Genomic DNA, 6,438 nt, shown 5'->3' on the forward strand with positions numbered 1-6,438 from the left:
CACCTACCGTTCTTGGAAGACCGGTGCAGTTCTGTCATCCACCAAGGAGCGTTCATATCGTAAATAAAATCCTGAAGGCTTTCAAAGAAGGAAGAAAAAAACCTGCAGAGTTCTGGATCAACATGGGTGAGAAGAAGATTCACATACGATATATCCCCGTTCTGGACAAAAATGGAAACTATATTGGTACACTCGAAGTAGTTCAGGACATCACCAGCATAAAAAACTGGAGGGAGAAAAAAGACTTCTGGATTGGGAGGACGTCAAATCTGAGTGAGTCATGATATTCGCTGGCTCCCCAAAGGGAAAGCCTGTTTTTTGGCGTGTTGTGGGCCATGGAAATTGAGTGAATTCTTCTACATCCTTGGAAGCAAAAATCAAAGCCGCGTAACTCATTACCCTCGAACTTGCCGAAGGTTCGTGTGTTCACTGGATGTGCAAAGTTGATACGTGTCCATGCCTTATGTTTTCCCTTTTGAGGAGATGACGCTCACTCTAGAATCCTTTCGAGTTTTTTCAAAATGAAATCTCTCAATGTTTCAGCAAGTGATAAGGCTTCTTTAGCTTCCTCTCGTGATGGTATGTAAAAAGTATCAGGATATCTAACATCAACAGCGTAAAATGTGAGCTCTTCCAGCTTCTCCAGATCGAGTTTTTTAAAGTCTTCGTCCTTTTCAATACAAAGCTCAAGCAAAGTGGCTATATCGTGTGTTTTTCCAACCCTTATGTTTGCAAAGGTAAGGTAAGCTTTGAGGAGTTTTTCTACAGCCTGCTGCGAGTGAAAACATATAGATTCAGTGGGAGAACCTTTGGATTCCATCAAAATTCTGGCAGTTTTCAGATCGGACTCTGCTTTTTGAATCCAGCGCTTTATAATATCCTTCTTGTCGGTCATAGCAATATCCCTTCTTTTACAGCTTCGCTCGATATTGTGTTCACCACGGATTTTTCGCTCTCAAATTCCTGCTCCGACTTTATGATAATATCGAACGAGTGCCTCGGGAATTTCCTGTGCAGAGCTTTGTATATCTTTCGCCAGACATCTCGCTTTTCCCGAGGGCCGATCTGTTCCTTCAAAACAACAAGTATATCCCAGTCACTCTCTGGCATATGATCTTTACGAGCTCTTGAACCAAAAAGTATTATCTTGATCAACGTTAAATTATCTTCTTCAAGGGCGTTTTCTATTTCTTTTCTAAGATCATTCTCCATTTTCCACACCTCTGTTTTTTTCATTCTTCCACTCTTCAAGAGGTACCATGAACCTTACCATTTCGACCTTTTCCTTGGACAGGAGTCTTTCAGCTGGATTCCGAATGATGTAGAAAGTGGGACTTGTTGCTGCATTTGTCACAATGTACAGATAGCACTGATCTTTAAATCTTTTCACCTTGAACCACTCGTTGGGTGTTAAAGCCACTTCCTCTTCACCTGATTTTGCTTTGACCTCTATGCCATCCTGTGAGCTTTATCTACAATCACCAGATCTCAGCTCACGGAACTCAGACTTACAAGAATTTCATCCTGCTTTGCAAAATCGATAGATGTTATTACCTGATCATATTCTTCCCATGGATTCTCACCGTAGTGGGAACTGAATGTGCCTCTATCAAGAACAACAAATATTTCATCAAATTTCTCTTTCAACTCTCTCCCCCATTGTTCTTTCAAATGACCGGGTACAACGATCAAGATCTTTTTTGCGATACCTCTGAGTTTCAACTCCTTCAATACAAGACCTGCCATTATTGTTTTCCCGGCTCCGGGGCTATCGACTATACCTGATACATGGCTGCTTTAGGATGTATCCATAGTCTTATAAAGGATCAAAGAGGAAGGTTATTCGAAACGGCTTGCTTCTAGAAAAAGAAAGACATTCTCGGGATTTCCCATGAAACTTCTTTCTAATTCTAATATGCTTAATCGATCTAGATCATCTTTGCTCAATATTTGATCTACGAATTCCCTTGATTCCAACTTGCTTCCCAAGATGCGGAAATAATTTTCATCAACTTTTTGCATCTTTTCGATCCTAACAGGCTCACTCCAGAAGGGTCCTTTCACAACGCTTCCTTCTTTTAGCATAAAAGATCCCCCTTATACCCCAAACCTCCATGCCGCCCATTTTTCTATCTCTTCAACAGGTTTTTTCAATCTGTACGTCACAGGCATCTTCCTTCCTGTCCATTCGATGAACCCTTCCAGTTCCAGGATGCCCAGTGCCATGTCTATCTTGTATCTTTCACTTCTACCATGAAACGGCCTTCCGGGTGCAAGCTCTTCTTTTTCAAGCAAAGAAGCAACCGTGCGAACACTCACTTCGGTATTCTCTCTAAACGCTTCCAGAGTTTTTCTCAAGATAGTTTGGAAGTATTCAAGAGGACAAAAGTTCCGATACGGTTTCTCCTTGCGAGCCCAGGCAATCACTGATTTCTTTGTCATTTCCCATTTGAAATATACTGAAGCCTTTTGTTGGGTGTTTTCTTTAATCTCTCCGAGCTCTTCAAGAACACTCTGTACTATCTCTCTGTAATCCTTCTTTAATCTGAAATTATCCTTCATCCAAGGTTTAACCTTGTCATACTCTATGATCGTTTTCAACAATTCGTTTTCTCCTATCACTTTCGAAGCTGTTGCCAAAACCAATCCAGCCTGCCTTATATCTTTCGCCATTCTTTTTCTAACAAGTTTTTCCTTTATCATTTCTCTTGTAACAACGGTATGTTCCAAACACAAAGGAAAAAGAACTTCTCTGAGAAGGGTTGGAACACGATGATCTTGGGATAGATAGACTATGAGCTTCTCCTTCAATTTATCGTCTTTACTTGTTTTTCCATTTAGTCCTTTGGCTTCTTCTACGAAAGGTGAAGCAACTCTCTCAAATACTCTTGAAATCTCCTTTTCGGAGAAAACCAGAATATACTTCCCTTCAGAAACCTCCTCAACGGCTTTTATCAAGGGGGAGTTCAAAAGGTCTATGACGCTTTTTATCATCTGAGGTCCTAGTTTTTTCTCCACCATTCTTGCAACAAGTGAATCAACGGTGAAGTACCCCAGCCAGCTTTGTAGATTTTCCATCTCCTCCACGATGAACTTCAGGTTCTTCAGAAAGTGGGTTCTGCGTCGATGAGCGTTTACGAGCTCTTCCACAACTTGACTGACATCACCAGGTGTTTCAAAGAGTCTTTTTAACTCAAGCAGGTTGAAAGGGTATCTATCGTGTTCTTTCAAAAGTTCTATCAGATCTTTCACCTTTAGAAGGACAACACCACTTTTATGGGCTCTTTTTTCCACGTTTCCTTTTGCAAAGTCAGGACCTACAACCACAACAAAATCTGCACCAGTTTTCCCTTTGTGGTCTTCAAGCGAGAGCCAGTCTATCTGAACGTCTGAGATCTTTCCGGATTTGCTGGTTTTTCCATCCACGTTTACAGTGTATGACTCACGTCCTATGTTCGCTTTGAGAACAACGTCTGTGTTTCCAGGTGTTGCTATGAGGTCCGTCTCAAATCCAAGAAAAGAAAAGGCTTCTTTCAAAACCTCTTCGAACTCTGAAGGAGAGTTGCTCCTGTACTGCGTTTCCTCGAGTCTTTTGATGAGGTGCCCTACTCTTTCAGCAGTTGTTTCTCTTTCCTGTTCGTCAAACTCTCTCAATCCAAAAAGCCCTCTTCCCACCTTCACAAATGGTGAGTTCTTTCCATTCAATCTGATGTCATCGTAGATCTGTATCGCCATATCTCTGTCAGGTGATTTGGAGGAAGTTTTTATCAGCTTTTCTTTCAGAGCCATTTCCACTATCTCCTTTGCCGTCATTGGCCTTTTTTCTCTTTTCAGAATGAAGTAAGCAGCTTCTTTGAAGGTCATGATATCTCCCCTTAATGTCTTTTTTTCATTTTTATTTATTTTATTCTACTACTCCATACACCCTCATCATATCTTCTGGTGTGATGAGAAGCAGGTTTTCACTCTTCATCTTCAAAAGCTTTTCTTCGAAACCGCTTTTGGAAAATAGAGCGTAGATCTTCTTTCTTTTTCCGGTATTCACGTATTCACTCCTCAGAAGAAGTTTTCGATATTCTTCTTCTCCCACTTTTTTGTTAGACCACCTGCATTCCCCAAACAACACGTTTTCCTCATCGTATGCGACAAGGTCTATATTGTACGATTCGTTCTTTCTGTGAGGAACCCTTCCCCAGTGCTTTCCAATGGCTTTCGGGGTGAAACCAAAAAGGCTGGGATTTTCCAGAAGGAATTGCCTGCATATCTCTTCGAACTGGAAGCCCATGTATTGATTGAAGTTACTCCAGACGATTTCAAGAGCTTTTTCTGGGGCGTATTCCATGATGGAGTAGTTTTTGTAGATGTTTTTAAAGAAGAAGTTGTAATAGTGATCTTTGATCCTGTATTTGTAATTCCTCTTTTTTTCGGAGAGCAAAGGACGCTCTTTTGACAGTATCTCGTAGACCTCCGAAAGCTCGCTCAGGTATTTGGAAAGCTTTGTTACATCTATACCAGAAAGATCGGAGATTTCAGACAGTGACTTCATACCTCCTGCAATTGCTTCCAGTATAGAAAAGTACGTCTTGTGTTCTGAACCGAATTCTGATACCAAAAGGTTCTTTGCCTCTTCCTTCAGGGGGGCAAATTCATCGATGAAGATGTCGTAGATCAGTTGCTCGATGTCTCTTTTGTCCTTGAACAACCACAGGTATTTTGGAACACCTCCCACCATTGCATATATTTGAAATGCCTCGTGAACACCGTATCCAAAGTCTTTTAGCATGGAAATAGTTTCTCCCAGAGGAAATTCCTTGATGTTGATGATGCTATCAGCCCGGCCGAACAGTGGCATCTTCTCATCCGTGAAGATGTTCTTCATCAAGCCCACATAAGAGCCGAGAACAATCAGTTTGGTCCTGTTTTTGTTGTCGTCCCACGCGTGCTGAAGAGAATAAAGGATGGATGGATTCACCCTGTGAAAGTTTTGAAACTCATCGAACACGATGTACTCGTATCTGTTGAAGAGTTCAGAAAACAAATCGTACCAGTTGCTGTACACGGCTTTTGAGAAAGAAAAACTCAGATCTCTCAAGAGTGTCTCTTCTTTCTTAACTTCCACAAAGTAGTAAAAGGTTTTCGTATCTTCGAAGACCTTTCTTATCAATGTGGTCTTTCCAATGCGCCTTCTTCCGAATATCACCACAAAGTACTTCTTATCCATACCTTTTACCTTTTGAAAAAAGTCAAGCTCCTTTCTTCTGTTGTAGAACTTCATGATTCCACCTCTTGTTTTATATACTCATCAGTATTATACCAAGAGGTATTATACTCACGAGTATAAATTCTTCCTGAAACGCTGTGTCGTAAAACTATCATTTTACGAAACAGGAAAAATTCAAAGGGGGGATTGTGAATGAGTATGAGGATGAAATTTTTACTCATTGCACTGATTCCTCTTTTAGTTTTGCTCACAGTCGAGATGATATCTGGTAACATGTTCCTTCAAGGGAACAAGGATATAGCAGATAACTTCGATAAGTATACTCTTGCGGTTGATGCTCTGGAAAAGATAGGAGAACTTAAAAGAGCTGTTTCTCTATTCACTCAGAGATTGGAGAAATTAGAAACCATAGAAATGTTGTATAACGATCTCAAGAAAGTGGCAGATGAGATTCCTTCCTTGAAAAAGAATATGGACATCCTGTCCGAAAACATTCAGGCTATAAAGGCGGGAGATACAACTGCCATTTCGAAAATCCTGCAACTTACAGAAAATGTGAAAAAGGACATTATAACGGAACTCACCAAAACAAAAGAGGAGGTCAGAAACAATCTATCGACGATGAATTCGATCATCAAAAGTTTGATCTACATGGTCTCAACAGCAATAGTTGTTGCGTCTGTAATTCTCATGCTGATTCTGGTATCCAGGATGCTCAGATATCTCAAACCTGTGGTGGAAGCATCAAAAACTCTGAGGAACAACGATCTGACGATTCGGATCCAAGAAGCAAAAACGAAAGATGAGCTGGGGACACTTTTAAACGAATTCAAAGCTTCTATTGAGTATCTCAGGGACAACCTCGGTGAAATACAGGTCGAAACATTCAGAGTTGCTGAAAGTATAGAAGAAATCGCCACCTCAAGTGAGTCTGCCGCAAGCCAAACAGAAAGTGTGGTTAAGGAAATGGATAACATATCGTCAAGAATGCAATCCATATCATCTTCCATACAGGAAACAACAGCGGGAGCTGAGGAGATAAGTGGAGCTACGAAAAACATAGCCGACAACGCTCAACAATCTGCAGAATTTGCCCAGCAGAGTACACAACTCGCGAAGGAAGCAGGAGATATCCTTAAATCCGTTATCGAGTCCACGAGAAAGATAGCGGATTCTGCCAAAGATGTGGAAAGAGTTGTTGAGAGTTTCAATAAAGG

General features: G+C 40.9%; 9 protein-coding genes. 2 read left to right on the top strand and 7 right to left on the bottom strand.

Annotation, left to right across the window (positions count from 1 at the left end):
- The coding region (locus tag J7K79_RS04075; protein ID WP_296905444.1) for a PAS domain-containing protein at window positions 1–284 on the top strand (284 nt) is incomplete at its 5' end.
- A gap of 206 nt (window positions 285–490) precedes the next feature.
- Here J7K79_RS04075 and J7K79_RS04080 read toward each other — a convergent pair.
- From J7K79_RS04080 to J7K79_RS04110, 7 genes are read right to left on the bottom strand one after another with little or no spacing between them, the layout of a single operon-like run.
- Window positions 491–895 carry a HEPN domain-containing protein gene (locus J7K79_RS04080; RefSeq protein ID WP_296905446.1) on the bottom strand — a complete coding sequence of 135 codons (405 nt, stop codon included), beginning with the start codon at window positions 893–895 and terminating at the stop codon, window positions 491–493.
- Window positions 892–1,212, bottom strand: coding sequence for a nucleotidyltransferase domain-containing protein (locus tag J7K79_RS04085; protein WP_296905448.1), 321 nt, complete (start codon window positions 1,210–1,212; stop codon window positions 892–894). The genes J7K79_RS04080 and J7K79_RS04085 overlap by 4 nt, the downstream gene beginning before the upstream one ends.
- Window positions 1,202–1,453, bottom strand: coding sequence for a DUF3883 domain-containing protein (locus tag J7K79_RS04090; protein ID WP_296905459.1), 252 nt, complete (start codon window positions 1,451–1,453; stop codon window positions 1,202–1,204). Before J7K79_RS04090 ends, J7K79_RS04085 begins: the two co-directional genes overlap by 11 nt.
- A 35-nt stretch (window positions 1,454–1,488) precedes the next feature.
- On the bottom strand, window positions 1,489–1,779 hold the full coding sequence (locus tag J7K79_RS04095; RefSeq protein WP_296905461.1) for an SNF2-related protein: 291 nt from the start codon (window positions 1,777–1,779) through the stop codon (window positions 1,489–1,491).
- Between the two features lie 60 nt (window positions 1,780–1,839).
- Entirely contained in the window at window positions 1,840–2,085 is a 246-nt protein-coding gene (locus J7K79_RS04100; protein ID WP_296905451.1) for a hypothetical protein, read from the bottom strand.
- A 12-nt stretch (window positions 2,086–2,097) separates the two neighbouring features.
- Complete coding sequence (locus J7K79_RS04105) at window positions 2,098–3,864, bottom strand: HTH domain-containing protein (protein ID WP_296905453.1); 1,767 nt, start codon at window positions 3,862–3,864, stop codon at window positions 2,098–2,100.
- Window positions 3,865–3,904: 40 nt separating this feature from the next.
- Complete coding sequence (locus J7K79_RS04110) at window positions 3,905–5,275, bottom strand: ATP-binding protein (RefSeq protein WP_296905455.1); 1,371 nt, start codon at window positions 5,273–5,275, stop codon at window positions 3,905–3,907.
- A 144-nt stretch (window positions 5,276–5,419) separates the two neighbouring features.
- On the opposite strand from J7K79_RS04110, the gene J7K79_RS04115 reads away from it, so the two are divergent.
- Window positions 5,420–6,438: methyl-accepting chemotaxis protein (locus tag J7K79_RS04115; RefSeq protein WP_296905457.1), on the top strand; the 1,019-nt coding region annotated here is incomplete at its 3' end.

The sequence above is a fragment of the Thermotoga sp. genome, from assembly GCF_021162145.1.
Taxonomy (GTDB): domain Bacteria; phylum Thermotogota; class Thermotogae; order Thermotogales; family Thermotogaceae; genus Thermotoga.

Coding starts and splice junctions, on each gene's coding strand:
- J7K79_RS04100 (WP_296905451.1), bottom strand. CDS start 2,085: ATGCTAAAAGAAGGAAGCGTTGTGAAAGGACCCTTCTGGAGTGAGCCT.
- J7K79_RS04085 (WP_296905448.1), bottom strand. CDS start 1,212: ATGGAGAATGATCTTAGAAAAGAAATAGAAAACGCCCTTGAAGAAGAT.
- J7K79_RS04105 (WP_296905453.1), bottom strand. CDS start 3,864: ATGACCTTCAAAGAAGCTGCTTACTTCATTCTGAAAAGAGAAAAAAGG.
- J7K79_RS04080 (WP_296905446.1), bottom strand. CDS start 895: ATGACCGACAAGAAGGATATTATAAAGCGCTGGATTCAAAAAGCAGAG.
- J7K79_RS04110 (WP_296905455.1), bottom strand. CDS start 5,275: ATGAAGTTCTACAACAGAAGAAAGGAGCTTGACTTTTTTCAAAAGGTA.